The sequence below is a fragment of the Rhodoluna sp. KAS3 genome, assembly GCF_026000575.1.
Lineage (GTDB): Bacteria > Actinomycetota > Actinomycetes > Actinomycetales > Microbacteriaceae > Rhodoluna.
Window position 1 is genome coordinate 118,394 of record NZ_AP026910.1, and the last position, 25,856, is coordinate 144,249.

General features: G+C 53.5%; 26 protein-coding genes and 1 tRNA gene. 21 read left to right on the top strand and 6 right to left on the bottom strand.

Features of this window, described 5'->3' with window-relative positions; translation table 11 throughout:
• Positions 1–102 precede the first annotated feature (102 nt).
• From OO731_RS00590 to OO731_RS00600, 3 genes are all read left to right on the top strand, one after another.
• The gene (locus OO731_RS00590) at positions 103–480 is read left to right on the top strand and encodes a hypothetical protein (RefSeq protein ID WP_264890263.1); all 378 of its coding nucleotides are present in this window, start codon (positions 103–105) and stop codon (positions 478–480) included.
• Between the two features lie 106 nt (positions 481–586).
• Positions 587–2,071 carry a sigma-70 family RNA polymerase sigma factor gene (locus OO731_RS00595; protein ID WP_264890264.1) on the top strand — a complete coding sequence of 495 codons (1,485 nt, stop codon included), beginning with the start codon at positions 587–589 and terminating at the stop codon, positions 2,069–2,071.
• Positions 2,072–2,351: 280 nt separating this feature from the next.
• Entirely contained in the window at positions 2,352–4,847 is a 2,496-nt protein-coding gene (locus tag OO731_RS00600; RefSeq protein WP_264890265.1) for a hypothetical protein, read from the top strand.
• A gap of 70 nt (positions 4,848–4,917) precedes the next feature.
• Here the strand turns inward: OO731_RS00600 and OO731_RS00605 are convergent, their stop codons facing one another.
• Entirely contained in the window at positions 4,918–5,625 is a 708-nt protein-coding gene (locus OO731_RS00605) for a LuxR C-terminal-related transcriptional regulator (RefSeq protein WP_264890266.1), read from the bottom strand.
• Between the two features lie 263 nt (positions 5,626–5,888).
• Between OO731_RS00605 and OO731_RS00610 the strand changes: the two genes are divergently transcribed.
• Together OO731_RS00610 and OO731_RS00615 are read left to right on the top strand one after the other, a co-directional pair.
• A complete protein-coding gene (locus OO731_RS00610; protein ID WP_264890267.1) occupies positions 5,889–8,825 on the top strand; it encodes a hypothetical protein in 2,937 nt (978 codons plus the stop codon).
• A 73-nt stretch (positions 8,826–8,898) separates the two neighbouring features.
• Entirely contained in the window at positions 8,899–9,318 is a 420-nt protein-coding gene (locus OO731_RS00615; protein ID WP_264890268.1) for a DUF1003 domain-containing protein, read from the top strand.
• Here the strand turns inward: OO731_RS00615 and OO731_RS00620 are convergent.
• Positions 9,315–10,010 carry a LuxR C-terminal-related transcriptional regulator gene (locus tag OO731_RS00620; protein ID WP_264890269.1) on the bottom strand — a complete coding sequence of 232 codons (696 nt, stop codon included), beginning with the start codon at positions 10,008–10,010 and terminating at the stop codon, positions 9,315–9,317. The genes OO731_RS00615 and OO731_RS00620 overlap by 4 nt on opposite strands.
• A 246-nt stretch (positions 10,011–10,256) precedes the next feature.
• On the opposite strand from OO731_RS00620, the gene nucS reads away from it, so the two are divergent.
• The 8 genes from nucS to OO731_RS00660 all read left to right on the top strand — a co-directional run bounded on the left by nucS (position 10,257) and on the right by OO731_RS00660 (position 15,814).
• Positions 10,257–10,952, top strand: coding sequence for an endonuclease NucS (gene nucS, locus OO731_RS00625; RefSeq protein WP_264890270.1), 696 nt, complete (start codon positions 10,257–10,259; stop codon positions 10,950–10,952).
• 104 nt (positions 10,953–11,056) lie between these two features.
• On the top strand, positions 11,057–11,275 hold the full coding sequence (locus OO731_RS00630) for a helix-turn-helix transcriptional regulator (protein WP_264890271.1): 219 nt from the start codon (positions 11,057–11,059) through the stop codon (positions 11,273–11,275).
• A complete protein-coding gene (locus tag OO731_RS00635; protein WP_264890272.1) occupies positions 11,275–12,468 on the top strand; it encodes a type II toxin-antitoxin system HipA family toxin in 1,194 nt (397 codons plus the stop codon). Before OO731_RS00630 ends, OO731_RS00635 begins: the two co-directional genes overlap by 1 nt.
• Entirely contained in the window at positions 12,465–13,733 is a 1,269-nt protein-coding gene (locus tag OO731_RS00640) for a divalent metal cation transporter (protein WP_264890273.1), read from the top strand. The genes OO731_RS00635 and OO731_RS00640 overlap by 4 nt, the downstream gene beginning before the upstream one ends.
• A gap of 54 nt (positions 13,734–13,787) precedes the next feature.
• Positions 13,788–14,213 carry a hypothetical protein gene (locus OO731_RS00645; RefSeq protein ID WP_264890274.1) on the top strand — a complete coding sequence of 142 codons (426 nt, stop codon included), beginning with the start codon at positions 13,788–13,790 and terminating at the stop codon, positions 14,211–14,213.
• Between the two features lie 50 nt (positions 14,214–14,263).
• Positions 14,264–14,839: a nitroreductase family protein gene (locus OO731_RS00650; protein WP_264890275.1), complete on the top strand. Its 576-nt coding sequence runs from the start codon at positions 14,264–14,266 to the stop codon at positions 14,837–14,839.
• A 10-nt stretch (positions 14,840–14,849) separates the two neighbouring features.
• Positions 14,850–15,494 (top strand): DedA family protein, encoded by a 645-nt coding sequence (locus OO731_RS00655; protein ID WP_172956806.1) that lies wholly within the window; start codon positions 14,850–14,852, stop codon positions 15,492–15,494.
• A 68-nt stretch (positions 15,495–15,562) separates the two neighbouring features.
• Positions 15,563–15,814, top strand: coding sequence for a type II toxin-antitoxin system Phd/YefM family antitoxin (locus tag OO731_RS00660; protein ID WP_264890276.1), 252 nt, complete (start codon positions 15,563–15,565; stop codon positions 15,812–15,814).
• 172 nt (positions 15,815–15,986) lie between these two features.
• Here the strand turns inward: OO731_RS00660 and OO731_RS00665 are convergent, their stop codons facing one another.
• The 4 genes from OO731_RS00665 to upp all read right to left on the bottom strand — a co-directional run bounded on the left by OO731_RS00665 (position 15,987) and on the right by upp (position 18,882).
• Positions 15,987–16,583: an AAA family ATPase gene (locus OO731_RS00665; RefSeq protein ID WP_264890277.1), complete on the bottom strand. Its 597-nt coding sequence runs from the start codon at positions 16,581–16,583 to the stop codon at positions 15,987–15,989.
• Positions 16,584–16,585: 2 nt separating this feature from the next.
• On the bottom strand, positions 16,586–17,176 hold the full coding sequence (locus OO731_RS00670) for a winged helix-turn-helix domain-containing protein (protein WP_138274915.1): 591 nt from the start codon (positions 17,174–17,176) through the stop codon (positions 16,586–16,588).
• A gap of 189 nt (positions 17,177–17,365) precedes the next feature.
• Positions 17,366–17,980 (bottom strand): DeoR family transcriptional regulator, encoded by a 615-nt coding sequence (locus OO731_RS00675; RefSeq protein WP_264890278.1) that lies wholly within the window; start codon positions 17,978–17,980, stop codon positions 17,366–17,368.
• A 266-nt stretch (positions 17,981–18,246) separates the two neighbouring features.
• On the bottom strand, positions 18,247–18,882 hold the full coding sequence (gene upp, locus OO731_RS00680) for a uracil phosphoribosyltransferase (RefSeq protein ID WP_138315144.1): 636 nt from the start codon (positions 18,880–18,882) through the stop codon (positions 18,247–18,249).
• Between the two features lie 12 nt (positions 18,883–18,894).
• Here upp and OO731_RS00685 point away from each other — a divergent pair, with 12 nt between their 5' ends.
• The 8 genes from OO731_RS00685 to OO731_RS00720 all read left to right on the top strand — a co-directional run bounded on the left by OO731_RS00685 (position 18,895) and on the right by OO731_RS00720 (position 25,842).
• Positions 18,895–19,338 (top strand): nucleoside deaminase, encoded by a 444-nt coding sequence (locus OO731_RS00685; protein WP_246030960.1) that lies wholly within the window; start codon positions 18,895–18,897, stop codon positions 19,336–19,338.
• Positions 19,339–19,342: 4 nt separating this feature from the next.
• The gene (locus OO731_RS00690; protein WP_264890279.1) at positions 19,343–19,996 is read left to right on the top strand and encodes an HAD hydrolase-like protein; all 654 of its coding nucleotides are present in this window, start codon (positions 19,343–19,345) and stop codon (positions 19,994–19,996) included.
• Positions 19,997–20,028: 32 nt separating this feature from the next.
• Positions 20,029–20,118 (top strand) — tRNA-Ser (locus OO731_RS00695).
• 16 nt (positions 20,119–20,134) lie between these two features.
• Complete coding sequence (locus OO731_RS00700) at positions 20,135–20,479, top strand: hypothetical protein (protein WP_264890280.1); 345 nt, start codon at positions 20,135–20,137, stop codon at positions 20,477–20,479.
• A 13-nt stretch (positions 20,480–20,492) separates the two neighbouring features.
• Positions 20,493–21,296, top strand: a complete 804-nt coding sequence (locus OO731_RS00705; protein WP_264890281.1) for a hypothetical protein — start codon at positions 20,493–20,495, stop codon at positions 21,294–21,296.
• Positions 21,297–21,322: 26 nt separating this feature from the next.
• Positions 21,323–21,697 (top strand): hypothetical protein, encoded by a 375-nt coding sequence (locus tag OO731_RS00710; protein ID WP_264890282.1) that lies wholly within the window; start codon positions 21,323–21,325, stop codon positions 21,695–21,697.
• A complete protein-coding gene (locus OO731_RS00715) occupies positions 21,697–22,011 on the top strand; it encodes a hypothetical protein (RefSeq protein ID WP_264890283.1) in 315 nt (104 codons plus the stop codon). Before OO731_RS00710 ends, OO731_RS00715 begins: the two co-directional genes overlap by 1 nt.
• Positions 22,012–22,251: 240 nt before the next feature.
• Positions 22,252–25,842, top strand: coding sequence for a DNA-directed RNA polymerase subunit beta (locus OO731_RS00720; protein ID WP_264890648.1), 3,591 nt, complete (start codon positions 22,252–22,254; stop codon positions 25,840–25,842).
• Positions 25,843–25,856 lie beyond the last annotated feature (14 nt).

The window sequence follows — 25,856 nt, forward strand, 5'->3', positions numbered from 1 at the left end:
CTCGAACTACTAAGGAAAATCGCCAATGACACGGCAGACGACGTCAACAGAATTTGGAATTTTGCGAGCATAGAACGACCCAGCCCAAAGCTCAATTCGTGCATGAAAAGCAAGACCAGATTGCTGGGGATTGTGACCACTAACGCGACTGTTTACGAGGGCGGAACCCCAACCTTTAGTGGCGGCAACCTCAGCTACCAGGTGGCGGGCATGCACTACTTGCCTGGCGGCAAGTCGCTTAGCCGAGGAACTTACGATTTGGTCATGCGGAGCGATGTTGCAAGGTGCCTTTACGGATTCACCAGTGCGCCGATTCGAGCGTCTGTGAGTGTCATAAACGAGAAAGGTTCAAAGTCTGCGGCAACCACGCTTATCAGTGAATCAGACGGCTGGTTGAAGCTCTCGGCCAACAACTTTACCTTCAGCAAAAAGACCATCAAGATCAAATTGACCGGCACCAAGGACACCGCCAAAAAGTAGCAACGCTTCAACTTTCAACCTCGACCGTAATAAATCCGGACAAATGGCGTATAACTCGATACTGACCTAAACTGTTGGTAATCAAATGCACCGGGGGGAGCGAGTTATGTCCGACGTAACACCGCTACGCCCTGACCAAAATCCAGAAGACGCAAACCTTCCAGAAGACCCGTTTGACTCAATGCTCGACGAAGAGTCTGACGAAGACTTTGGTTACGTCGTAACCCGCGACCGCGCTGCAGGCCCTGATGGCCGCCCGGTCAAACTGGCTGAATGGTCTGCCCAAGACTTCTCAAGCATTTACACCCGCTTTCGCCCACACCTAGAGCGTCACGCTCGCCGCTTTCTAAACAACCAGGGCCAGGTTGACGAAGTCGTTCAAGACGCATTCCTTTACCTAATGGTCAGCCTTCCAGAGCTTGACTCTGAGATCGGCGTATTGCGCTTTCTCAAATGGAAGACCCGCCTACTTTGCCTCGACGTAATCCGCGCCAGCGGCAAGGCCTACCTTGCCAGCATTGACGATGTTGCCGAACCTGCCAGCACCGACCCTGAGATCTCTAGCTACCTAGAACAGCAAGATGACGCTGCGGTTTTGCGCCTTGCCCTCAGCAAGCTAAACCCTCGCCACCGAGAGGTTCTATTGGCCAGCATCTACGAAGAAAAGACCACCGATGAAATTGCGGCACAGGTCGGCCTCTCCGAGAACGCAACGCGCCAGCTAATCTTCCGTGCCCGCTCTGCCTTTAAGAAGGCGCTTTTGGGTGACGACGTCAACACCAACGGAATGTCTGCCGCAGCCATCCTCTCGGTTGCTGCTCGCAAGGCAGCCCATGACGCCAAAAAGGTTGGCGCTCAGGCCATGGTCTTTGCGTTGTTCCTAATGCTTGCCGTTGGCGCATTCATTCAGGTTGGCGGCCGTGGCACCCAAGAGCAAAACCTTGCCGAGGTCGAGACCCCATCAGTCACTAGCCCAGACGCAACTGGCAACAACACCCAGTCGGCAGCACCTTCAGCATCTTCAACACCGATAGACCCAACCACTGAGCCAATCACGCAGCCGGTGCCAGTCATCGAAACCGTGATCAGCCTTCCAAAGGTGAGTGCACCAACCGAGAGCGCAAGCCCAAGTGCTAGCCCAAGTGTGAGCGAAAGTCCATTCACTCAGGCGGCCGAAGCTGCAATCTTTGACTCAAGCAAGTCAGAGGTTGTCTTCTTGCTGGCAAACTCTCGCCCAGATATCCAGGGTGTCAACTTTTCGGGTGACTACATTGCCTCTGCCAGCCAGGGCATTTATGCAGAGTTCACTTTTGACTACAGCGGTGACAACCAGTTCTCAAATGTAGACGTCTACTTCTTGGTTGATGCCCTGCCTTACCTGGCCAAGACCACTCAAATTGAGGTCATCTCTGGCATCGATGCAGCTGGTCAGCAGCACATCGTGTTCTATGGCGCAATCGACAAGATCACCGATCGCAGTGGCGCCATTGTCAACGACAGCAAGCTTGCCAAGGGCACCATTCGCATTGAGCTCGTTGTCAACAAAGAGCGCACCGCGGTGGTCTCAACCCACCTAGACCTTCTCGGCTAGTAACTCGCTTCTGGGGTGGCGCCCGGCACTTGAACGGCCATGCCCCTGACTCGAGCAAACCCAGCGTAAATTTCCGCTCCAAAAGCCGCTCATTTTGCCGTCAGCTAGTATGCCAAAAGAAAAAAGACAAATCCGGACAACAACCGTAATAGTCCGGACTACTGCGCGCTAACACTCATGAGGTCCTTTTCACCATTTTGCTTGGTTGCTTGGTGTGGCAGGTATCTCGGCTGATCTCAATTGGGGGTCGGTTTTATAACCAAGATTAGAAAGAGACAAAATGTCTAAGAACTTGACTCGTAAGGGTCTAGCTTTTGGTGCACTAGTTGCTCTTACTTCTTCTGTAGTTGCTGGTTCACCAGCACTTGCAGCGGGAGAGATCAACGTAGTTCCATCAGCTGGTACTTCATACAACACCATCGCAGGTGCGCAGTTCACCCTCTCAACTACATTTGCTCCAGGATTTGCTCCTGCTGCATATTCACAGTTGAAGTACCTAGTAAAGACTGATGCAAACTCAACCGTTAAGTTTGCTGCTCAGAACACCGTCACTGGCCTTGCAAATGCTGTTTCAGGCGCATCTGCTCAGGCAATCAGCACCACCTCAGCAGCTGTTGCTGGTGCCGCTACTGCAGCCACCGACGTCTCATACTTGGGTCTGTCTGCTGTAACCACCACCGCCACCTCAGCTGTTGAGGTAACCGCATTCGTTGACGCAAACAACGATGGTGCTCTAACTTCTGGCGAATGGAACACCGTCCGCACAGTTAACTTCAAGAAGGCTGCAGACATCGTTCCTGCCGTGACTCTTACTGCTCCTGCAACTGGCGACACCAGCTTGAAGGCAACCGTTGCTTGGGGAGACCTAAACATCGAACAGCTTTCTGATGAGACCGTGAAGTTCACCGCTGGCACCCAGATCGCATCTGCAACTGCAGGTTCGCTAGCCTCTGGCGTTTGGTCACTGTCTGCTAACGCTCTCGCTGCATCTGAGGCTGTAACTGCTCAGGCATACATCGGTACAACTGCTCTAGGTTCAGCTGCTTCAGCTGTTGCATCAGCCCGCACCATTAGCGACACTGTTGGCTTGGTTTCAAACGTTCTAAAGGGCAACGACTCACTTGCAACCGCAGCTACCACCATGGTTGCCAACACTGCTGCAACTGTTCGTACCAACGGCTCATTTACAGCTCAGGTCAAGGCATTTGACCGCGCAACCACCCCAGCTGCCAAGTCAGGCGTTTCAGTTTCAGCTTCTGCTGCAACCAGCGCAAATCTTCGCCCAGCTTCAACTGGTGTAACTGAGATCAGCGTTACCTTCAACGGCACCAAGTACACCACCAACGCAACCTTGAACGCTGCAGTAGCCGCTTTGACTACTGATGCATCAGGCCTTGCTGCGGTTGCTGTTTCAAGCTTCGGTCTAGTAGACGGCCAGACCGTTACTGTCACCTTCGCTGCACAGAACCTAAGCTCAGCTGTTGTTGCAACTCAGCGTGACGCTGTTTACACCGTCTCTGACGATGCAGCATCAACCATCGTTGCTACCAACAAGAACGCTGCTGCAAGCTTCAACTACAGCATCAAGGACCAGTTCGGCGTGCTTTCAGCTCGCACCAACGAGCGCCTTGTAGTCTCAGCAACTGCAGCCTCAGGTACCGCTCCAGCAACTCAGTACATCGCTGTTTCAGGTGGTAAGGCTGCATTCTCTGTAACTCCAACCACTGACAACACCGCAGATGTCACCGTGATTGCAGATCTAGAGGTAAGCACCAACACCAACGGAACCATCACCTGGGCAGCCAACGGCACTGACGTTGCTAACCGCGTGATCAAGGTTCGTGCAGCTGCTTACTCGTTCTCAGTTGCTCCTGCAGTGGCTCTCTACAACAACGCTGCTCCATCAACAACTGTTGTAAGCCAGCCGCTAACTGCATCAGCTCTCGCTGACCTTGCAGCTCCGTCAGTATCAAACGCAACTTGGGCAAAGGTAACTTTGACCGGCACCAACGCTGGTGAGAAGCTAACTGCATCTGCTGCAGGCACTTTCTTGTCAATCGACGGCGCTGCTGTTACCGCTGATTCAGCAACCAAGATTGCTCAGGGAACAGTTGTTGAGATCTTCGTTGCTTCGAACACCACCGGCACCAAGACCCTAACCATCTCAAACGGCTCAGTAACTTCAACTGTTTCAGTTGTATTCTCAAAGGCTGTTGAGACCTCAGGTACTGTAATCGAGCTAACTGCTCCTGCTAACGCAGGCCCAGGCACCAGCTTCGTTGTATCTGGTGTGGTCAAGGACAAGTTCGGCAACGTTGTTGACACCACCACTGGTTCAACCTCGACCCTCTCAGTGACCTACGAAGGCCCTGGAATCGTTGTTCCAGCAAGTGGATCGATCACCGAGACCAACGCCTCTGGTGCATTCTCATTCCGCGTCATCCTTGGTGCGAATGAGACCGGTACCGGTGTTGTAACTGCAACCTACGACGCTGACGGTGCAGGCACCACTGCTGCTGTTGTTGCGACCAAGACCATCAACGCTGCAGTAGTTGCTTCATCAGCCGCATCTGGTTCAACCGGCAAGTTCTTCGCTTCAGCAACTAACGCTGCAGGCAAGAAGGTTGTTGTCAAGGTAGACGGTAAGTTCGCAAAGAGCTTCATCGGTACCGCAGCTAAGAAGGTAATTTCTGTTGCTGCTGCAAAGGGCACCAAGACCATCACAATCTTCGTGGGCGGCAAGTTGTCGTCAACCAAGGTTGTAATCGTCAAGTAGTTTTACCCCTGTAAAAGAAAACTGCCCCAGCTCAATGAGCTGGGGCAGTTTTTTATGCCTGTTGGCGTAATTAGTGCTGGGCGGCTCGGCGAATCAAGCCAAGCGCACGGCCTTTCTTGGCGGCCTCTGCTCGGTTTGGTACGCCAAGGGCACGGTAAATGCGAACGGTTTCTTGGCGAATAGTTGACTCGCTCAACATCAACTTTGCTGCAATTTCGGCATTGACCAAACCTTCTGCCATGTGGGCAAGGATTTCGATTTGGCGTGAGGTGAGGTCCTCGCCATTGGTCTCGCGGTGCATGGTCTTTGCCTGAGGGAAGGCCATGGTGGTCAGGCAGTAGGCACCGAGTTTGGCCAGGATCGGGATGAGTCGTTCATGAATCGGAAGAGCCTTTACTGAGTCATTGAGAACGAGTGCAAGGCATCCGACCGGAATTGCATCGCGAAGCAGGGGAATCGCGATGACTGGCTGGGGTGCAGACTTGGCGTCAGCAAATACATAAGTCTTTGATCGCACACACTCTGAAAGAGGGTTTTGGTCCCAGGCTGAAATTTCTTGGCGCTCAGTTTCATAGCTGAGCCCATACCCAGCAACAGTAACTAGGTTGCTGCTGTTGTCGAGTAAAAAGATCTGGCAACCCTGAACTGTTGTGACAGTGATTTCTGAGTGAACAATGGCGCGACAAAACTCAGTTGCGTTCTCACTTTTCAGTAAAGCGTCAAGTACTTGCTCAACTGTTGCAAAGTCAACAGCCGGCTCTTCCCCAAACGTAGTCATAGAGGACCTCCCCCAAGGTCTTATTTATAAGTATGTAGTACTAACCATAGGTGAGGGGTCAGTCATACATTGTCTTTAGTCCGGACAGCAATCGGCTATGTCCGAATAGACCTCGCGTCAGCACCGTGACGCCAGTAGTCCTGTCTAGTTACCTAGAGTGTGAGGTCTCTTGTGCCCGCCTGCTTGGTTGGCCGGCATTGAGATTTCCAATCCGGGGGTCATAAGGATTTTCGGGGAATAAACCAAGAAAGAAAGAGACATACATGTCTAAGAACCTAACCCTAAAGGGTGCGGCGTTCGGTGCGTTGGTTGCTCTCTCGATCTCAGCTGTTGCTCCGGCATCAGCTGCAGGTCTTGCGGACACATCATTCGTATCACTCGCGCCTACAACAGGAACTGCGTACGCCGTAGTTGCTGGCGCAGGTAAGACCTTCTCACTTACAGCGAACGAGGCATCTTCAGTTGCGGGCACAGGACGAAACGTAAAATTCCTTGTAACCGACGCTGACAAGACTGTTGACGTTTCAACAACCTCAACTGGTCTAGGCACAGACACCTTTGCTGCTGACACCGCCGATACTATCGCCCGTGACTCTGCTGGTCTCGTTACCATTACCGACACTGCTGACGCTTCAGCAGACTTCGCCGCTGGTGACCGCGTTCATTTGGTAACGGATATCGTTACTACAACTGGTGCAGACGTTGCTGCAGGTTTCTACACGATTGTTTCAGCAACAAACGCGACCAACTCAACATTCACATTCCAGACTGACGTTCTAACTGCGAACACTGCAGAAGCGATGGTTGCGGATGACGACATCGAGTTTGCACACTCGGCTTGGGATTCAAGCAATAGCTTCGTAGTTAACTCGGCCGTTGCTGATTCAGCAACAGACGAGACACTTGTCTTGACCGTCGGTGGCACCACAACCCGTACCGTTGACGTAACTGCGTGGGTTGATGCAAACTCTGATGGCGACATCGACTCAACTGAGTATGTTTCACCTACACGCACTGTTACTTTCAAGAAGGGCACAGAAGTAACTGGAACTGTTACCTGGACTCAGCCGACTCTTGGAGATTCATCGCTTGTAGCGAAGGTGGCAACGACCCCAGAGCTAAACGGTTCACAGATGTCTGCAAATGACATTTCAGTCAAGTTCACTCGTCAGGGATCAACCACTACCGGCCTTGCAGCTTCGGACACCACAACTCCTTTTGCCGGTTCAACGGCTTGGAACTCAACTGACAAGTTGTGGGTTGCGACCGCTTACACCGGACAGTCTGCAGCAAACACCCCTTGGGCTGGCCTTGCCGACACTAACGCAAACGATGTTGTGTTCGCTGGAACCTACTCAGCACGTCCTTACATCGGTTCTGATGCAATTGCGACGGCTGTATCTGCAACCGTAGGCTCTACCCAGGCTGCTGACGTCAAGTCAACCGTCGCTGCAACTGTGGACAACGCTGCCGCTGCAAACGAAACCGCAGCTTCTGCGACCGCAGTTGTAGTTCGCACCGGCAAGTCTCTAACTGTTTCTGCCAAGATCTACGATGACTCGTCTCCGGCTAAGCTCGTGGGTGCTGGTATCCCGGTAACCGCTACTTTGAGTGCGGCGACCGGCACTATCAAGGTAAACGCAACCGCAACTAGCGACCAGGAATTGACCGATGCAAATGGCGTAGTAACTTTCGTAGTTTCAACAACTTCGGCTCTTGCTACCGACGCTGCAACGCTGACCATTCAGGCTCAAAATGTGTCTACAAACACAGCTCAGGCCGCGTATGCAATTACCTGGGATAACGCAACCGCAACTCTTTACGATGCAGCAGTTGCTAATGCCTACAGTGATGTGACTCGTTCAACAACCGTTGGCGGTTCACAGTCATTCTCATTCAAGATTGCTGACCAGTTCAAGCAGCCACTTGCCGGTTCATACCGACTAAAGGTTGCCAACACTGGTCGCACCGTGTCAACAACTTACACAACAGTTACTGCTGGTGCAGCCACTGTCGCAGTTGCCGATGGCGCTGTGGGAGCAGGTACAACCATCTCGACGGCAATTGACCTCGAGAAGGACGTTTCAGGCACCTGGACCGCTCAGGACCTAACAAACGATGGAAACTCTGATGGTGCAGCTGACACTGTTACCTACACCACCAACTTGTTGACTCAGACTGACGCAATCACCCTTGATGTTGACGGAGCAACCGTTTACGGTTCAGGCACAGCCGATGACTCAGACGCTCTTGCGGCTGCGGCAACTGTTGCGCTCGACGCTCGATCTTCAGTTTCAACTGTCCCTACTTACACAAACGCAGTCACCGTCACTGGTCGTGTTGCAAACGCAACCACAGCTGCTGTTCGTGCGGGCGCACTTGTAACTATTTCAGGTGACTCATCAATCCTGTTCTCAACCGGTGGCGTTTATGCCTTTGGGTCAATCACATTTGTGGCTGACGCTTCGGGTGAGTTCTCGGTAGATGCTTATTCAACCAAGGCAGCGTCGGATTCAGTTGTTACCGTGACTTCAAATGGTGTTTCAGCTACCCGAAAGGTGACCTTCACTGGTGCTGCAGCTCGTTCAGGCAAGTCAATCGCAATTGATGCTCCGGCAACGGTTTTGCCAGGTAGAACTCTAACCATCACAGGTGTACTTACTGATGTCTACGGCAACCCTGTAGACACCGACCAGGATGCAACCGCAGCAGCAGGTGCTACTGCACTTGACGCTACTGACGCTCGTCTTGTTGTGACTTACGATGGCCCAGGTCTACTAGTCGGATCGCTTCCAGTTGAAACCGACGCAAACGGCAAGTTCGTTGTTCGCGTTCTGCTAGGCACCTACGATTCAGGAACCGCTACCCTAACAGCAACTTATGGTGCTGCGAACGGAACTATTAGCGCAACTGACACTGGCGACAACATCGATGTGAAGGCTAGCAAGGTCGTCACCGTCGGCGCTGCTCCTGTAGTTGCAACTGCTGCTGCTTCTGGTTCCACTGGCAAGTTCTTTGCATCAGTTACCAACGCAGCTGGCAAGAAGGTTGTTATCAAGGTTTCTGGCAAGTTCGTTACCAGCTTCACCGGTACCGCTGCTAAGAAGTCTGTTGCGATTGCTGCTCTAAAGGGCAACCGCACCGTAACCATCTACGTTGGTGGAACGCTTGTTCTAACCAAGTTGGTTACTATCAAGTAATTACCTGGCTCCACAGAAGACCCTCGGCTCGCAAGAGCCGAGGGTTTTCTCTTTGCCTCACTACCCTTGAACCATGGACAAGTATTCATACACCCAGCACCCACACGCATCACAGCGCGAGCATTTGCCAACCCACAGCCACATCCGTGGACTAAACAACCGAATTGGATTGTGGATCACGCAACGAGTGGGAAGTATGTGGGCGGCCTATGCCTTTGCGGCCTTGGCTCTAATCAGCCTGCCGGCAGCGGTTGCTACGGGTGATGTGCGAGTGATTGTTGACTGGATTGCCCAAACCTTTTTGCAGCTGGTTTTGGTATCGGTGATTATTGTTGGCCAGAACCAAATGAACCGTCAGGCTGAGATTAGAGCCGAGGCCACCTATAAAGACGCCACAGCGCTGCTTCACGAGGTAGAGCAGTTGCAGCAGCACCTTGCCCACCAAGACGCCCAGATAGAGCGCCTGCTGAAGGCTGTTGGCGCTAAGAGCTAGTTCGCTTGCTGAATCTTTGAGATAAGCCCCAAAGCGCGGCCCTGAGCAACTGCCTCTTGGCGGTTGTCGGTGTTCAGGCAGCGGTAGATCTTTACCGACTCTTGGCGCACGGTTGACTCGCTCAGCAATAGGCGGCGGGCAATCTCTGCGTTGGTTAGGCCCTCGGCCATAAACTCCAAAACCTTTACCTGGCGGGTGCTCATTTCTTCTACCGAAGGCTTGCCGCTAAATGTCTGAACGCGGCCTTCTTTGCTGGCGCGCTTTTCGTCTAGGTGGTAGCCAGCAACCTTGCTGATCAGCGGCACAATCTCTGGGCTGATGTATTGCTCGGTGGTGCCTGCCTCCATAACGAGAACAGCAACAGCTTCTGGAATGTCGTTGTTGATGATTGGAATCGAGATGGTGGCTGCGGTGGTGTCGGTCTCGGCAGCAAACTCTAGGTTGCGGGTGATCACGGCGTTCATGGCGTGCTCAAGGTAGTTGGTCGGTAGCTCGGCGCCAAAGTATGCCTCAGGTACAAGCTGGCCGTTTACGTCAAGGCTGAGAATGTGGGCTCCGCGGAACACGTTGTTGGTTCCTGGGGCAAGAACGGCACGGCGGCAGGCGTCGGCTAGTGAGTCGCTCTGCAACACGATGTCTAGGGCCACTGCTAGGTGGTCAAGTGGGTTGCTGGTGCTCTGGTTCTCGTTCATGCGGGGGACAATCTCTCTATCGATGGTTCTTTTCCGTGTCCCCCAACAACAACATTAGCCCAGACACGCCAATTGTTGTTATGCTCTGAGCGCACAATAATGGGCGTAGTCCGGACATATCTTCGGTGTTGGCCGTTACTTATGTTGAGTGTTCTTCCTTGATCCGCTAGGCAAATATTCGGGTAGACCGAAGGTCTTGGGCTTGTGCGGCGCCAGGTTATCGGTGGGGTCTGCCACAATAGGTGCATGCGCCTAATCATTGCCGAATGCTCTGTTGACTATGCGGGCAGGCTCTCGGCGCACCTACCTCGAGCCAAGCGTCTGCTGGTCATGAAGGCCGATGGCTCTGTCTTGGTTCACTCTGACTCCGGTTCTTATAAGCCCCTCAACTGGATGAACCCGCCGTGCGTGGTGAGTTTTGTTGACCCGAGTGAGGACCAGCTCTCAATCGGCGTTCAAGCCGTGTGGCGAGTGCAGCAGGTAAAAACTGATGACGTCCTCATGATCAGCATTTTTGAGGTGCTGAGCGAGTTTGAGCACGAGCTGGGCGAGGACCCTGGTCTGATCAAAGACGGTGTTGAAAAGCACCTGCAAGAGTTGCTGGCCGATCAGCTGCATTTGGTTGAAGAAGGCGCCAGCCTGATTCGCCGCGAATACTTTACGGCCATTGGTCCGGTAGACCTTCTGTTGCGCGATGCCGCCGGTGGGGTGGTGGCCATCGAACTCAAGCGCCGCGGTGACATCGATGGCGTCGAGCAGCTGACCCGCTATCTAGAGCTTTTGAATCGCGACCCGCTGTTGGCCCCGGTTCGCGGAATCTTTGCCGCCCAAGAAATCAAGCCGCAGGCCCGCAAACTGGCCGAAGACCGCGGCATTGAATGTTTGGTGCTCGACTACGACTCAATGCGCGGCATTGAAGACTCGGTGCCAAGGTTGTTCTAATTTGGGCCGTTTTTCGCGCGTTCGTGCGGAATTTGCTTGTAATTGTCAGTGGGGTCGGGTAATCTTGCCCTAATACGCGCGTTCGTGCGTAAATCGGGGTAATTATGAGTAATTCAGAGCAGCAAGTTGACCAGCTTGGCGTGATCGTGCGCCAGCGGCGCAAATCGTTGGGCATGACTCAGGGTGAGCTAGCCGACCTAGCCGGGGTTTCGCAGCGCTTTGTTTATGACCTTGAACGCGGCAAACCATCGGTAGCACTCGATAAAGTTCTGCTGGTCTGCAGCACATTGGGCTTGAGGTTGGCCCTTGAGGTAGCAAACTAATGTCTGGGCAGGTCGCCAACGTATACAAACAGGGCATCTTGGCGGCGCAGCTTGAACGAGTGGGCGACGACATCAAATTCTCATACCTGCCCGATTATTTAGCCGCTGGTTTGCCTGAAGTGGCAACCAATCTTCCTCTGACATCAGAACCAGTGCTGACTTCGGGAGGGTCGGCTCCGGCATTTTTTGCGGGGCTCTTGCCCGAGGGCCGCAGGTTGGCCGCGGTGGCATCGAGGCTCAAAATCTCTCGCGACAACGACCTAGGTTTGCTTCTCGAAATTGGGGCTGATCTAATCGGCGACACTCAGGTTTTGCCCATCGGCGCAGACCCCCTTGCCGAGCGTCCACCGGTCCTGCTGCCCGGTGACCTAGCCGGTGTTGACTTTGTTGTTCTGCGTGAGCAGGTTTTTGGCTCAAAGGCCTCGGGCCTTCCGGGTGTGCAAGACAAAATATCGAGCCGCATGCTCAATGTTCCGGCCAAAATGGCCGACACCGATTTCATTCTCAAACTCAACCCTGCCGAGATGCCTTTGGTGGTTGAGAATGAGGCGTTTTTCTCAGCGCTGGCGGCCAAATGTGGCATAGCCACTGCGCCTTTTGAGTTGTTGACTGACTCCCATGGCGCCCATGCGCTTCGGTTACAACGGTTTGATAGGCACGGCCGAGGTGCGGGCAAATCAAGGCTTGCCGCCGAGGACGGCTGTCAGGTGCTTGGTCGTTATCCGGTGGCCAAGTATGAGCTTGAATACATCGATGTTGCCAAGGCGCTAATTGCACGTTGCCCAGCCAGGGGAGTTGCCGGTTACGAATTATTCAAGCAGTTGGTCTTTGCTTGGCTAACGGGCAATGGAGATGTTCACGCCAAGAATCTATCTGTGCTGCAGACCACAGCTGGCGAGTGGCGGGTTGCCCCTGCCTACGACCTGCTGTGCACGGTTTTTTATGACAACGACACATCGATGGCCTTGCCGCTTTTTGGCAAAAAGACCGGGTGGTCGCGCCAATTGATGTTGGCGGCAGCCGCTGAGATGTACGTGCCCCAAAAGGCCGCCGAGAAGGTAATTGATCGTCAACTCAAAGTGCTGGCCAATCTGCCCGCACAGATTAGGGCGGGGGTTTTGCCATACGAGTCAAACCCAATTCGCAAAACGGCCAACCAGCTTGAGCATCGAGCAGAGATGATTAAGTCATGAGGCGTCACGCAAAGCAGCATCACCCGGTCCGCAGCGAGATTGCCTCGAGCGGATACTTCAACCGGCTTGGTCCTGGTTTGGTTACCGGTGCTGCTGATGATGACCCTTCGGGCATCGGCACCTATTCGCAGGCGGGAGCCTCGGCTGGCTTTGGGTTTTTGTGGAGCACGTTCTGGCTGCTGCCACTAGCTTTTGCGGTTCAAGAGGCCTGTGCTCGTTTGGCGCTGGTTACCGGCCAGGGGTTGGCGGCCATCATCAAGTCGCGCCTGCCTCGGTGGGTTTTGGTGCTGGCTGTGGTGCTGGTTGCAATTGCCAACACGGTCAACATCGCAGCCGATCTTTCAATCATGTCGGCGGCCCTTGGGCTTTTGGTGCCAATCAATCAGCTGTTTGGCGTGGTCATGTTTGCCGTGCTGCTGGGGTTATCTGAGCTGTTCATTCCCTATCACCGATACGCCAAGGTGCTGCGTTGGCTAACCCTCAGCCTGCTGGCTTATGTGGCGGTGCTGTTTGTTGCCGACATCGATTGGGGTGCGGTGGCGGTGGCAACCGTGTTGCCTGGGTTTGGTTTCGATAAGGCCTCGATTGCCATGTTGCTGGCCTTGGCCGGCACGACCATCAGCCCGTACCTGTTCTTTTGGCAGGCGGCCGAAGAGATCGAAGAGCGCAACGAGCCAGGTGTTCGCGTGTCGGGCACACACATGCGGGCTATGCGCGGCGATGTTTTTGCCGGCATGTTCACCGGCGTCTTCATCATGTTTGCCATCATGGTCACCGCTGGTGCCACACTGCACGCGCAGGGTATTACCCAGATAGAGTCTGCCGCTGACGCAGCTGCCGCCCTGGCGCCGATTGCCGGGCCTTACGCTGGGCTGCTTTTCCTGCTCGGAATCCTCGGCGTTGGTTTGCTGTCGATTCCGGTTTTGGCTGGGTCGACGGCCTATGCGGTGGCCGAGACTTTTGGATGGCGTGAGTCGCTTGAATTGCAGCCGCGTCAGGCCAAGGCGTTTTACGGCGTCATTGTGTTGTCAATGTTGGTGGCGCTCGGACTAAATCTGGTGTCCATTCCGCCGGTAAATTTCTTGATTCTGGCCGCCATTTTCAACGGATTGGCTGCCCCGGTTCTGATGGTTATTGTTTGGGTCTTGGCTCGCGACAAGCAATTGCTTGGCCGATGGGTGTCTCCGCGCTGGTCGCAGATTTTGCTCGGCTTTGCAGTTTTGGCCATGTTTGCTCTGCCGGTCATGTGGTTGCTTGCGCCCTAGGTGCCACCTCGCTAGTCTTTCGGTAATTGCTTCATCAAACCAACGGGGGTTTCAATGAATAACGATGAGTTTGTCTACGCGGTCATTGCCGACCACGTTCCCAGCGCCGATCAGTTTGGGGCCATCATTGCCCCCGATGAGCACGGCATCACTATGCTTGACCGTTGCATTCAGGCCATCGCCGACTATCCAAATAATGAAGACGATGAAGAGCTAGAAAACGGCAAGATTGACGTCACCATTGTTTTGTCATCCAACGAGGCAGTTCTTGAGGCCGCGGCCGAGGCCGGCGCAGTCACCCACGTTTCGGGCAGCTTTTTGTCACCTACCGAGATGATTCGTCACTACTTTCTTGAGGGTGATGTCATCATCGATGCCGAGTCGCCGACCTACATCGTCCTGGTCGATCCTCTGACCGCCGAGTATGGCAACCCAATGCTTTTGTCAGGTTTTTTGCGGGCCACTAACCTCGAAATTTAGTCCTTGAATTTCTGGGAATAATTTCTGACAAGCCCGGCTTGACTTGAACTATGAGTAAATCAGCCATCACCGCAGCCCCAATCCTTCCTGTTCTAGCCGAGCGCTGGAGCCCACGTGCGTACGACGCAACCCACGAGATTTCGCAGCACGAGCTTTTGTCTGTGCTCGAGGCAGCTCGCTGGGCGCCAAGCGGCAACAACACTCAGCCATGGCGTTTCTCGGTTGCCACCCGCGGCACCGACTTGTTTGAAAAGATTCGTGCTGGCCTAGGCGGTTTCAACGCTGCTTGGTCACCAAACGCATCGGCCTACGTTGCAGTGTCAGTAACCACTCACCACGCTGATGGTTCACCGGTTAAGAGCGCAAAGTTTGATGCCGGTTTGGCAACATCGCAGTTGGTTATTCAGGCGCACGAACTTGGTTTGCACGCACACATCATGGGCGGCATTGAGCACCAGGTTTTGACCGAGGCACTTGAGCTACCTGCTGGCGTTGAGATCTTGGTGGTTGTGACTCTGGGCAAGGTTGCACCGGCCACCACCCTTGAGGGTCCGGCTTACGAGCGTGAGATTGCTCCGCGCACCCGTCTTGAGCTTGACGAGATTGTGTTGACCGGCAAGCCATAGGCTTGTCTTTATGAACCCGGTAATTCACCTAGCGATTTCTGACGAGATCGCTACTTGGTATGACCAAATCGGTCCGTGGCTTTTTTACGGAGTGGTTTGGGGTTTGGTCTTTGCCGGCACCGGTTTGTTCGTCGGCGCCTTTGTGCCGTTTGTCACCGGTGATTCCCTAGTTTTTGCGGCCGGTTTGGTTGCTGCCGGAACAGCCGGCACGGCCAATGAGGTCAACATTTGGGTCATGGCCATCGGTGTTGGTGTTGCAGCTTGGCTGGGCGATCAGGTTGGTTACACCCTCGGCCGGCATTTTGGGCGGCCATACCTCGATAAACGTGAGGGCAAGTGGTTGCGTTCGGCAATCGCCAAGTCTGAGGCGTTTTATTCGGCTTGGGGTTGGTGGGCTGTGGTTATCTCGCGGTTTATGCCTTGGGCGCGTGTTTTTGTGCCGGCAATCGCGGGCATCTCTCGAATGAACTACTACAAATTCTTTAGCGCCAACCTGGTTGGTGCGCTCACCTGGGGTACCGGTCTAACTGTCACGGGTTATTTTGCCGCTTCAATTCCGGCGGTAAAAAATGCGTCCTACGCCATCGCCATTTTCTTCATCCTGGCGTCTTTGGTTGCTGGCTTCCGTGCTTGGATGAAAAACAGACAGTCCTAAATTCAGGTCTAGATTTAAACCTCGGCGACTTATACACTGATTTATTCATCCAGTGAAATGAGTGGCAAATGGACGTAATACTTGCTGACATGACGATCAGTATTTCTGAATTTAAGGCCAATCCAAATCAAGCGGTTAGAGATGCAAAAGGCCAGGTATTTTGCGTTCTGACCAATAACTCACCGGCTTTTTATGTTGTGAATCCTGAGCATTGGGAACGCATTCAAGACCTGCTGGACGACGCAGCCTTGGTGCCTGTAGTTGCTGATGCTCTGAAAAATCGCGACCAAGCGGTCCACGTTTCAATTGACGATCTCTGAGTCCTGATGCCTTACTCGATAGCATTCGAGCCGAGCGCTCTAAAGGACTGGAAAAAGCTCCAACCGGCCCCTAGGGCTCGATTCAAGAAAATGCTGAAGACCTTATCTACATCGTTGCGGTTGGTCGAAGAGAAGATCTTGACGCCTATAAAAAGGCTTACCGACTAATTAACTAATTGCCGATTATGTCTGCGTGGTTTGGCGATTTTTCGCGGGCATAAAACTCAAGTTCTTGCGCAGCCCAGCGGCCCCAAAACTCATCAGAGCCTTCGCGTTTTAGCCAGCGCTCGTGACGGGTTTCTTCGCTGACTTCCAGCCACACTTTGATGTCTGCCAGCTCTGCAGCGGCTTCGCTCAGGGCTCCGCAGCCTTCAATAATCAGCGGTGTTCCGCCTCTAAATTCTCGCCAAGCACCCAGGCGCTCGATGGTGTGACCGGTTTGTTCGGCTGCCCAGTCAAATTCGCGCCACTCGGCAACGGTTCTCTTGGCGGTTGGCCGCAGCACAAATCGCAGCATGTAGTCCGAGCCCTGCTCAAGTCCGTCCCAGCCCAGGTAGAGGTCGTCCATGTGAACCACGCGTGGCAGGGATTCGCCTTCTTTGAACAGCCGGCGCTGCAATAGGTCGGCCAAGGTAGATTTGCCCGATCCTGCTCGGCCGTCGATCAAAACAATCGGGGTTGGGTTCCCGTCTTCAATCAGCTCAAGAATTTGGGCGGTTAGTTTGTCAACTAGTTCGGCTTGCTTGAGCGCTGCGTTTGACTCGGGCAACACTAGATTTCGTAGATTACGTCTGGGTGGTTATCAAAGCGGTAGCCGCCACCACGAACCGTTCTGATGATGTCTTCGTAGCCGGCAATCTTTGCGCGCAGGCGTCGAATATGCACATCGATGGTTCTCTGGTTTGGGGCATTTTCTTCATCGCCCGACCACAAAATGTCGATGATTTCTTGGCGCGGAATTGTCGCGCCCTCGTGTGAAATCAGGTAGTTGATCAGGGCAAATTCTTTGTAGGTGAGGTCTGCGTTTTCGCCGTCAACAAAAACCTTGTGGCGCTGGGCGTCAACCACTAGGCCCTGGGTGTTGTCTTCTTCAACGTGAACCTGGGCGTCAACAATTTTGTCAATCGCGCGTGGGTCGCGCAGCGCAGTTCTCACCACATCGATAGGTCGGCCTCCGGCACCCTTTGGTGCCAGGGCAACTGCTGCGTAAGTCTCGTTAGCTGCGGCCGGAACCACCTCGGCAACGGTGGCACGAAGTTTGGTCACCAATTCGGCCAGGCTGGTGCCGGCTGCTTTGGCGGTCTCTTCGTCTACGCCAACGTACAGCGCAAATCCGCGTGCTTCAGTGTTTGTCTCGCTCATCAGGTTTCTAGGCTATCAGCGAGAGGCCTAAGGTGGCCGTCAGCTGGCTCGGCCACACAAGGGTTACCTCCCGTGCGTTCAGTGAACCCCCACAAATTTGACCAATCTGGATAGGTTCGCACCCGCCAACCTGTTCATAATTGCCCGATTTTGCCTACGCAAAAAGCCATCTTTGTTGGCCGCCTCCATTCATCGAGATCGCGAATCAATCACCGAGTTTGTCCCCAGTGCCCGCTTTGCCTGTGAATCGATTAGCGCAAGGTAATCGGTGTTCAAAAACTGATTCTGCCCACCAAAAAACTCTTTGGTCATCAAGTGATTCTTCACCAGGATGTTCAGCCAGCGCCTTGCCGTGACCTCGGCCACCTGCGCGTTTTCGGCCAGCTGACGAATCGACACAATCGGGTAGCGTGCAAGACACCTAAGTAGGGCGGCCGAGCGGGTCAGCGGAACCAAGCGGGTCTCAATCAAAAACCGGTTCAGTTCTTCAAAGTGCTTCAAGACCGCCGCCTGTAGCTCAATCTGAAAATTCGGCGTGACGGCAAAATATTTGTGGTTATCAATGTGCTTGCCCTCAAAGGCTCGTCGGTGCACCGATAGTTTGCCCTGGGTGGTTTTGAGAATTTGAAGGGCGGTATAGGTATGTGATCTGGTTGGCCCGATTGGGTTTGTGTGCCGGTCACCTCTGAACTTGGCGTTTTGCGTATGCATTTTGAAAATCACACCGATCACAAGGTGGCAACTGGTGTTGATGATGTGGGTGAAGTCGATGTGCATGCGGGGTGGGTAGGCGTAATTAGACATGCGGCCAAACTATTTTGCCTATGCAAAAAGTTGATTCGGTTTTGTAAATGTGTGGAGAACCCGAGGGTCGGAAGGCCCAGAAATCGGTCTGATTTAGCGGCCAACATAGTTGGCATTTTGATTAGGCAAAATTCGTCAATTATGAATAGGTTGACGGGGGTGAACCTATCCAGATTGGTCAAATTTGTGGGGGTTCACTGAACGCACGGGAGGTGCTTCTAGTGTGGCCGGGCCAGCTAACGGCCACAGCCAAAGTGTTAGCGGGGTTATTCAGCCAAGCCGTACAAACGGTCGCCCGCATCGCCGAGGCCAGGCACGATGTATCCGTGTTCGTTCAAACGCTCATCGAGAGCACCCAGAACCAACTTCACATCTTTACCGTGCACATGTGCCTCGAGAGCCGCAACACCCTCAGGTGCGCCAAGCAGGCAAACTGCAGTCACGTCAGTCGCACCACGTTCAAACACATAATCAATCGAATCGATCAGGGTTCCGCCAGTAGCCAACATCGGGTCAATCAAAAACACCTGGCGACCGCTCAGGTCATCTGGCAAACGGTTTGCGTAGGTCACAGGCTGTAGAGTTTCTTCGTTGCGCTTGATACCCAAGAAACCAACGGTCGCGGTAGGCAGCAACTTGGTCATGCCCTCAAGCATTCCAAGACCAGCACGCAGAATCGGCACGATAATCGGGCGAGGCTTTGCCAACTTCACACCGTCAAAAGTAGTCACTGGGGTTTCGATCTGAACCTTCTCAACGCGAACATCGCGGGTGGCCTCGTAGGCCAAAAGAGTCACTAGTTCTTCAACCAACTGACGGAACACCGGAGACGGGGTGTTCTTGTCACGCAAGATGGTGAGCTTGTGAGTGATTAGAGGGTGATCGGCAATGTGAACTCGCATACTCTTAAGACTATGGATTACCCAGCACTCATGGAAATCGCGCTCGCCGAAGCGGCCAAATCTGGCAACGATGTTCCGGTAGGCGCAATCATCATCGATGCCGACGGCAACCAAATTGCCAACGCTCACAACAATCGTGAAGTAACCAACGATCCAACTGGCCACGCAGAACTTATTGCCATTCGCGAAGCCGCAGCGCTGCTCAAAGACTGGCGCCTAACCGGCTGCACCTTGGTGGTCACATTAGAACCTTGTGTGATGTGTGCCGGTGCCATTGTTGCCGCCCGAATTCCAAAGGTTGTCTTTGGTGCTTGGGATGACCGCGTTGGTGCATCCGGTTCTTTATACGACCTTCTAAGAGATTCAAGACTTGGAAACCCGGTTGAAGTTATCGGGGGAGTACTCGAAGACCAAGCCGCCGCCCAACTAAAGCAATTCTTTGCAGATAAGCGCTAATTAATTGACCTATACAACTGTCCTGTGGGACCTCGACGGAACCATTGTTGACTCAGCCCCCGGCATTTTCGAGTCCTTCATTCACACCTTTACTACCTTGGGTTTGCCGGTTCCTCCGGTTGACGAGATGCGTTCATTCATGGGCCCACCGCTGCCGGTGACCTTTGGTGAAATCCTTGGCTTCGAACCAGCGCTCGCCGCCGAATGCCTAAACGTCTATCGCGAGAAATACCTTCGCGGTGGCGGTGCTCAAAACTGCCAACTCTTCCCAGGTGTTGTTGACCTTGTCGAGCGCAATCGCGCCGCCGGCCGGGCAAACTCCCTGGCAACTTCAAAAGGCCTATCGGGCGTTGAAGTTATCGGTGAAATGTTTGGAATCTTGGACCTGTTTGACGTTCTGGGCACAGCTTCTAACGACCAAACCCGCAGTGCCAAAAAAGACGTTGTCACCTACGCACTCGATGAATTACAAAAACAAGGCGCTGACCTAACCCGCACGGTTTTGATCGGTGACCGAATTCACGATGTTGAAGGTGCGCGCGAACACGGCATCGATGTGATTTTGGTGAAGTGGGGTTACGGCAACCAGGCCGAGTGGGCCGAGGCAGATGCGCTCGCCGAAAACCCTGACCACCTGGCAGAACTTCTGGGGCTTTAGCAAGCCCAGCTGGGTGTAGTAGCCTATTTGACGGTTACGTGTCCGAGCGGCCGAAGGTGCAACTCTCGAAAAGTTGTGTGGGTGAAAGCCCACCGTGGGTTCAAATCCCACCGTAACCGCCATCTTCAGGAGGCTTTAATGAAAAGATTCCTAACTGGGCTTGCCCTTATTGCCGGCACGACTTTGCCCCTCACCGGCTGTGTAATTTTTGTGCCGTATCCGGTGCCCTCTTCTGTTCCGGGCCCAACTCACACAGACCCTCCATTCAACTTCGATGAAGTTGCCGCCGAAACCTTGGAGTTTGCCAAGACGCTAATCGGACTTGAGGAGCAGGATGCGATTCGAGCAATCGAGGCCCGCGGTTACGAGTACCGCGTAGTTGAACGCGACGGCGAATCGTTCCCAGTCACTCTTGACTACCGTCCAACCAGAATCAATCTTTCAATCGTGGGGCTCATCGTTGTTGACGTCAACGTGGGCTAAGCCAAAAAGATTCATGGCCGCAGTGGTGGCCGGTTTGCTTGCGACTATTTCGCTAACCGGATGCGTTTCAAGAACCGAGCCTCTTGTCGAGCAGTTGGCCACCAACTCGGGCCTCGACCACTTCACGCTGCTTGAAGAAAGCACCGAGGGCGATTGCGGAGGCCTGGTCGTTTGTGCCGACCGGTATTACGAGCTTGCCTTCACGGCGCCAATTTCGGTAGAGCCAAATCAGATTTGCACCGATGTTTTGGCGTTCGCGGCTCGCTTCCAGGCAGACGGTTATTCGCGAGACTCGCAGTACCCAACGGCAAGCAACCTTGCCTCAAACGAGGTAGCAGCCCAGCAATTTTGCCTCACAACAATGAGCACAGAGCTAATCAACTGGGATCAAACAACTTTTTACAGCGGTGTCATGTTTTATATGCCTGGCCAGGATGACGGTCTGGCAAAAATTGTGACTTTGCGCAGAAGCATTGATGACTTGTACGTGCTGACCATTGGCTTCAGTCGTGACCCCAACCGAGGTGAAAACCCAGCAAACTGGACCTACACCGATGCCCCAGCGGTCGCACTAACCCAGGCAGAACTCGACGATGACAACGACTTTGCCAAGATTGCCCACGAAACCATGCAGTTTGCGATCACGGTAATCGGAATGACTGAGGCAGCGGCCATCCAGGCAATTAAAGAAGCAGGCTACAGCCACCGAATTGCCGAGCGCGATGGCAAGCAATTTGCCCTCACCGAGGACTATTCGCCGCAGCGAATCAACCTGCTGGTGCGCGACAACAAAGTCTTTGACGTTTGGGTTGGTTAGGCACGGCCGTCTGTAAGACTTAGACCATGGCGCAAATCGTTTTGACCCCAACCCACCTTGAGCTCAAGCTCACTACTGCCGAGCGTATTTTTGCTGTGCACGGTGACCTATCGATTCCCGCCGCTCTGGTTCGCGGTGCAAATGTAGCGTCGGCAGATGTGTGGAAGACCCTCGGCCTGCGCGTTCCCGGCACGGCTGTTCCTATGTTCGTTTTTTACGGCAGTTATTGGCGCGGTGGCAAAACCGGTGGCTGGACCTTCTCGCTCTGGCGCGCCAACCGACCATCAGTCGAGATCACACTGGCAACCGGCAAGGCCAACCGATACAAGCGCCTGGTCATAGCCGTCGACGATGCTCAGGTTTGGGCCGACACCATTAACGACGCTCTAGTTAGCTGCTAATGCAATCTACGCCGGTTGCCATCGTTGGGGTTCACCTGGCCCAAAAGGGGCTATTTGGAGCCAAAACTTGCGATTTTAAACGGATTTCACGGCAAAAGGGAGCCTTCAAGGCTTTAGACGCCAGATTTAGGGCTGACTATGGGGTTGGTTTAGAAACCACCGCATCAAGCACCGGTCGTGAGCCGTGCGTTTTGGCCAAATTTGAAGACGGTTCAACATCGATGTTGCTTGACGCTCGCGACCTGGCGACCATCAACGGTTCGATGGAAAATTTCGAAAAAACTCTGCGCGCCAAGCTGTTTTTGTTCTTCTAGCACTATTCAGAAAAACTCAGCGTATTTACAGAAAAATTGTTTACAACCGTTCTATAACGGCGATAGACTAAACCTTTGCTCCCAAACACCCCGCATGCATATTTTGGCTGCGCGCGTGACCGCATATTGAGGCGTCACCGGTTTTAGGTTGCGATTTTTCACCCCATCTATTTATCAAGTCGCGATTGATGAATAGCAGTATTCCTTGGAGGAACATTGGCTGCGAAGAACGCAAAAACCATGAAGAACGATCGTCTGGCAAAACGCCTTAGCTTTGCTAAGTCACCAGAACCTATCGAACTTCCAGATCTATTGAGCCTGCAGACCGAGAGCTTTGACTGGCTCGTCGGTAACCCTGCATGGCGTGAAAAAGAAGGTCCAGCCGCTAAGACTGGTCTAGAGGAAATCTTCGAGGAGATCTCTCCTATCGAAGACTCATCAAACTCGTCACAGGACGCAAAGATGGGCCTTACCTTCGGAAACCCAGAGCTCTACGACCCGTCATACACCCCTGACGAGTGCAAGACCAAGGGCAAGTCATACACCCAGCCGCTTTACATCAAGGCTGAGTTCACCAACTACCTAACCGGTGAGATCAAGTCTCAGACCGTGTTCATGGGTGACTTCCCAGTCATGACCGAAAAGGGAACCTTCGTTATCAACGGCACCGAGCGTGTTGTTGTTTCACAGTTGGTTCGATCACCTGGTGTTTACTTCTCTGTTTCAACCAACACCACCGGTAACCTCGACGTTCGTAACAACAAGGCTCAGATCATCCCTAGCCGTGGTTCTTACCTAGAGTTCCTAACCGAGTGGGTTCGCGATGACCGCAAGCCAATCGCTCGCTTCGGCCAGCCAATCATCCAGGTTCAGGTTGACCGCAAGACCAAGGTCTCAGCAACCATCTTCCTAAAGGCTCTTGGCCTAACCGAAGACCAGATCCGCGAAGAGTTCAAGGACATCGAGTCAGCTGTAAAGGCCGGCGCTCCAAACTGGACATTCGACCTTGACCTAATTGAGAACACCTTGGCTTACGACAAGTCAAAGGTCTTCGCAAACCCAATCATCACCAAAGAAGACGCCCTTCGTGAGTTGTACCGCAAGGTACGTGGCGAGACCGCAGGTGCTGAGGTTTCAGAAGCTTGGTTGAAGTCAACCTACTTCGAGTCAAAGCGCTACAACTTGGCAAAGGTTGGTCGTCACAAGCTCAACCGCAAGCTAGGTCTAAACGTTGACGCTGCTCAGAACACCCTGACCGTAGAAGACGTTGTAGCTACCCTGAAGTACCTACTTCTATTCGACCAGCAGATCGCAAACTCAGCTGCCATCTCAACCGGTGCTCGCCTAGAGTTCCCAGTCAAGATGGGTGGCAAGACTGCCAAGATTGCTGTTTCTTCTGACGACATCGATGACTTCTCTAACCGCCGCATCCGCAGCGTTGGCGAGCTTATCCAGAACCAGGTCCGCATCGGTCTAAGCCGTATGGAGCGCGTGGTTCGCGAGCGTATGTCAACTCAGGACATCGAGGCAATCACCCCACAGACCCTGATCAACTTGCGCCCAGTCGTAAGCGCGATCAAGGAGTTCTTCGGTGCTTCACAGCTTTCACAGTTCATGGACCAGAACAACCCACTGGCAGGCCTCGCACACAAGCGTCGTCTATCAGCGCTTGGTCCTGGTGGTATCGCTCGTGAGCGTGCCCAGATGGAGGTCCGTGACGTTCACCCTTCTCACTACGGACGTATGTGTCCTGTTGAGACTCCTGAAGGTCCAAACATTGGTCTTATCGGTTCGCTAACCGCTTATGCACGTATCAACGCATTCGGCTTCATCGAAACCCCTTACAACAAGGTTGTAAACGGCAAGGTTTCAGGCAAGATCGAGTACCTAGATGCAGCTGCTGAGCAGGGCAAGGCAATCGGTGCGGCTGAGACCCCACTAAACGCAGACAAGACCTTTGCAAACAAGAAGGTATTTGCTCGCTACCAGGGTGACGTTGTTGAGGTTGACGCAGCTGATGTTGACTACCTAGACATCTCACCTCGTCAGCTAGCTTCTGTTTCTACCTCTTTGATTCCGTTCCTTGAGCACGACGACTCGTCTCGTGCACTTATGGGTGCCAACATGCAGCGTCAGGCAGTTCCACTGCTTCGCTCTGACTCACCATTCGTTGGTACCGGTATGGAGCGCGTTGCAGCAATCGACTCTGGCGCAGTTGTCGTCAACGAGCTTGCTGGTGTTGTTGCTGAGGTTTCTGCAGACGTCATCACCATTCAGACTGACAAGGGCGGCGTAAAGGAATACGTCCTTCGTAAGTTCGACCGTTCAAACCAGGGCACTGCCATCAACCAGCGAGTAATCGTTGAGGCTGGTCAGCGCGTTGAGGCCGGCGAGGTTCTTGCCGATGGTCCTTCAACTGACTTGGGTGAGCTAGCTCTTGGTAAGAACCTTCTAGTGGCATTCATGCCATGGGAGGGTCACAACTTCGAAGACGCGATCATCCTGAGCCAGAACTTGGTCAAGGAAGACACCCTTTCTTCAATTCACATTGAAGAGTATGAGGTTGACGCTCGCGACACCAAGCTTGGTAAAGAAGAGATCACTGCTGACCTACCAAACGTTTCGCAAGAGGCTCTTGCTCAGCTAGACGAGCGCGGCATCATCCGCATCGGTGCTGAGGTTCGCCCTGGCGACATCCTGGTCGGTAAGGTAACCCCTAAGGGTGAGACCGAGCTTTCAGCTGAAGAGCGTTTGCTCCGTGCCATCTTCAACGAGAAGTCTCGCGAAGTTCGCGACACCTCACTCAAGGTTCCTCACGGCGAGCAGGGCACCGTTATCGGTGTCAAGGTGTTCGACATCGAGGCTGGCGACGACGAGCTAGGTGCCGGTGTAAACCAGCGCGTAGTAGTTCACATCGCACAGAAGCGCAAGATTACCGAGGGTGACAAGCTTGCTGGTCGTCACGGTAACAAGGGTGTTATTTCTAAGATCCTTCCGGTCGAAGACATGCCATTCATGGAAGACGGAACCCCGGTTGACGTTGTTCTAAACCCACTAGGTATTCCTGGTCGTATGAACTTCGGTCAGATCCTTGAGACCCACCTTGGTTGGATCTCAAAGCAGGGTTGGAACGTTGAGGGTGTAGCTAAGTGGGCCGACAGCATGGTTGACGCAATGCGTTCAGCTGAGCCTGGCACCAAGGTTGCAACCCCGATTTTCGACGGCGCTTCAAAGGACGAAATTGTTGGTCTTCTAAAGTCAACCCTGCCTAACCGCGATGGTCAGCGCTTGGTTAAGGAGACCGGTAAGGCTCGTCTATTCGATGGCCGTTCAGGTGAGCCGTTCCCAGAGGACATCTCAGTTGGTTACATGTACATCTTGAAGCTCCACCACTTGGTAGACGACAAGATCCACGCCCGTTCAACCGGTCCTTACTCAATGATTACTCAGCAGCCACTTGGTGGTAAGGCTCAGTTCGGTGGTCAGCGATTCGGTGAGATGGAAGTTTGGGCCCTACAGGCATACGGTGCTGCGCACACCCTGCAGGAGCTTCTAACCATCAAGTCTGACGACATTACCGGTCGTGTGAAGACCTATGAGGCAATCGTTAAGGGTGAGAACATCCAGGCTCCTGGTATCCCAGAGTCATTCCGTGTTCTTGCCAAAGAAATGCAGTCGCTAGCTCTAAACGTTGAGGTTCTCAACGCTGCTGGCCAGGTTGTATCTCTAAAGGAAGATGACTTCGAGTCAGACCGCGCTGCGGAAGAACTCGGCATCAACCTTTCACGCAACGAATCATCATCGGTCGACACCGAATTCACCGGTTTCTAAGAGATTTAGGAAAG

What these genes read in the sequence shown, in the direction of transcription:
- OO731_RS00590 (WP_264890263.1), top strand. Translation starts at nt 103, where the DNA reads ATGAAAAGCAAGACCAGATTGCTGGGGATTGTGACCACTAACGCGACT.
- OO731_RS00595 (WP_264890264.1), top strand. Translation starts at nt 587, where the DNA reads ATGTCCGACGTAACACCGCTACGCCCTGACCAAAATCCAGAAGACGCA.
- OO731_RS00600 (WP_264890265.1), top strand. Translation starts at nt 2,352, where the DNA reads ATGTCTAAGAACTTGACTCGTAAGGGTCTAGCTTTTGGTGCACTAGTT.
- OO731_RS00605 (WP_264890266.1), bottom strand. Translation starts at nt 5,625, where the DNA reads ATGACTACGTTTGGGGAAGAGCCGGCTGTTGACTTTGCAACAGTTGAG.
- OO731_RS00610 (WP_264890267.1), top strand. Translation starts at nt 5,889, where the DNA reads ATGTCTAAGAACCTAACCCTAAAGGGTGCGGCGTTCGGTGCGTTGGTT.
- OO731_RS00615 (WP_264890268.1), top strand. Translation starts at nt 8,899, where the DNA reads ATGGACAAGTATTCATACACCCAGCACCCACACGCATCACAGCGCGAG.
- OO731_RS00620 (WP_264890269.1), bottom strand. Translation starts at nt 10,010, where the DNA reads ATGAACGAGAACCAGAGCACCAGCAACCCACTTGACCACCTAGCAGTG.
- nucS (WP_264890270.1), top strand. Translation starts at nt 10,257, where the DNA reads ATGCGCCTAATCATTGCCGAATGCTCTGTTGACTATGCGGGCAGGCTC.
- OO731_RS00630 (WP_264890271.1), top strand. Translation starts at nt 11,057, where the DNA reads ATGAGTAATTCAGAGCAGCAAGTTGACCAGCTTGGCGTGATCGTGCGC.
- OO731_RS00635 (WP_264890272.1), top strand. Translation starts at nt 11,275, where the DNA reads ATGTCTGGGCAGGTCGCCAACGTATACAAACAGGGCATCTTGGCGGCG.
- OO731_RS00640 (WP_264890273.1), top strand. Translation starts at nt 12,465, where the DNA reads ATGAGGCGTCACGCAAAGCAGCATCACCCGGTCCGCAGCGAGATTGCC.
- OO731_RS00645 (WP_264890274.1), top strand. Translation starts at nt 13,788, where the DNA reads ATGAATAACGATGAGTTTGTCTACGCGGTCATTGCCGACCACGTTCCC.
- OO731_RS00650 (WP_264890275.1), top strand. Translation starts at nt 14,264, where the DNA reads ATGAGTAAATCAGCCATCACCGCAGCCCCAATCCTTCCTGTTCTAGCC.
- OO731_RS00655 (WP_172956806.1), top strand. Translation starts at nt 14,850, where the DNA reads ATGAACCCGGTAATTCACCTAGCGATTTCTGACGAGATCGCTACTTGG.
- OO731_RS00660 (WP_264890276.1), top strand. Translation starts at nt 15,563, where the DNA reads ATGGACGTAATACTTGCTGACATGACGATCAGTATTTCTGAATTTAAG.
- OO731_RS00670 (WP_138274915.1), bottom strand. Translation starts at nt 17,176, where the DNA reads ATGAGCGAGACAAACACTGAAGCACGCGGATTTGCGCTGTACGTTGGC.
- OO731_RS00675 (WP_264890278.1), bottom strand. Translation starts at nt 17,980, where the DNA reads ATGTCTAATTACGCCTACCCACCCCGCATGCACATCGACTTCACCCAC.
- upp (WP_138315144.1), bottom strand. Translation starts at nt 18,882, where the DNA reads ATGCGAGTTCACATTGCCGATCACCCTCTAATCACTCACAAGCTCACC.
- OO731_RS00685 (WP_246030960.1), top strand. Translation starts at nt 18,895, where the DNA reads ATGGATTACCCAGCACTCATGGAAATCGCGCTCGCCGAAGCGGCCAAA.
- OO731_RS00700 (WP_264890280.1), top strand. Translation starts at nt 20,135, where the DNA reads ATGAAAAGATTCCTAACTGGGCTTGCCCTTATTGCCGGCACGACTTTG.
- OO731_RS00705 (WP_264890281.1), top strand. Translation starts at nt 20,493, where the DNA reads ATGGCCGCAGTGGTGGCCGGTTTGCTTGCGACTATTTCGCTAACCGGA.
- OO731_RS00710 (WP_264890282.1), top strand. Translation starts at nt 21,323, where the DNA reads ATGGCGCAAATCGTTTTGACCCCAACCCACCTTGAGCTCAAGCTCACT.
- OO731_RS00715 (WP_264890283.1), top strand. Translation starts at nt 21,697, where the DNA reads ATGCAATCTACGCCGGTTGCCATCGTTGGGGTTCACCTGGCCCAAAAG.
- OO731_RS00720 (WP_264890648.1), top strand. Translation starts at nt 22,252, where the DNA reads ATGAAGAACGATCGTCTGGCAAAACGCCTTAGCTTTGCTAAGTCACCA.